Origin of the sequence: Kibdelosporangium aridum (assembly GCF_900176515.1) — a bacterium.
GTDB lineage: Bacteria > Actinomycetota > Actinomycetes > Mycobacteriales > Pseudonocardiaceae > Kibdelosporangium > Kibdelosporangium aridum.
In genome coordinates, this window is sequence record NZ_FWXV01000041.1 from 1 (window position 1) to 1,419 (window position 1,419).

General features: G+C 55.5%; 1 rRNA gene. It reads right to left on the bottom strand.

Features of this window, described 5'->3' with window-relative positions:
* Nucleotides 1-28: 28 nt before the first annotated feature.
* Nucleotides 29-1,419 (bottom strand): 23S ribosomal RNA (locus B9C43_RS55325); the annotation flags it as partial.

Below are 1,419 nucleotides of genomic sequence, written 5' to 3' on the forward strand. Positions count from 1 at the left end.
AACCGTACAGTGGATGCGTAACATCTTTGTGAGCAAGTCCTCGGCCTATTAGTACCAGTCAACTCCACACGTTACCGTGCTTCCATCTCTGGCCTATCAACCCAGTCGTCTAGCTGGGAGCCTTAACCCATCAAATGGGTGGGAGACCTCATCTTGGAACGAGCTTCCCGCTTAGATGCCTTCAGCGGTTATCCCTTCCGAACGTAGCCAACCAGCCATGCCCCTGGCGGAACAACTGGCACACCAGAGGTTCGTCCGTCCCGGTCCTCTCGTACTAGGGACAGCCTTCCTCAAGTCTCCTACGCGCGCGGCGGATAGGGACCGAACTGTCTCACGACGTTCTAAACCCAGCTCGCGTACCGCTTTAATGGGCGAACAGCCCAACCCTTGGGACCTACTCCGGCCCCAGGATGCGACGAGCCGACATCGAGGTGCCAAACCATGCCGTCGATATGGACTCTTGGGCAAGATCAGCCTGTTATCCCCGGGGTACCTTTTATCCGTTGAGCGACCACGCTTCCACAAGCCATGGCCGGATCACTAGTTCCGACTTTCGTCCCTGCTCGACCCGTCAGTCTCACAGTCAAGCCCCCTTGTGCACTTGCACTCAACACCTGATTGCCAACCAGGCTGAGGGAACCTTTGAGCGCCTCCGTTACTCTTTAGGAGGCAACCGCCCCAGTTAAACTACCCACCAGGCACTGTCCCTGAACCAGATCATGGTCCGAGGTTAGACACCCAATTCGACCAGAGTGGTATTTCAACAACGACTCCACCCTAACTAGCGTCAGAGCTTCACAGTCTCCCACCTATCCTACACAAGCCGAACCGAGCACCAATACCAAGCTATAGTAAAGGTCCCGGGGTCTTTCCGTCCTGCCGCGCGTAACGAGCATCTTTACTCGTAGTGCAATTTCACCGGGCCTGTGGTTGAGACAGCCGAGAAGTCGTTACGCCATTCGTGCAGGTCGGAACTTACCCGACAAGGAATTTCGCTACCTTAGGATGGTTATAGTTACCACCGCCGTTTACTGGCGCTTAAATTCTGAGCTTCGCACCCCAAAGGGCACTAACCCGTCCTCTTAACGTTCCAGCACCGGGCAGGCGTCAGTCCATATACATCGTCTTACGACTTCGCATGGACCTGTGTTTTTAGTAAACAGTCGCTTCTCGCTGGTCTCTGCGGCCACACAACGCTCCACGCGCAAGGCGCTTCACGCCACACGGCCCCCCTTCTCCCGAAGTTACGGGGGCATTTTGCCGAGTTCCTTAACCACAGTTCACCCGAACGCCTTAGTATTCTCTACCTGACCACCTGTGTCGGTTTAGGGTACGGGCCGCTTGAACACTCACTAGAGGCTTTTCTCGGCAGCATAGGATCATCCACTTCGCCTCAATCGGCTACGCATCACGTCTCAG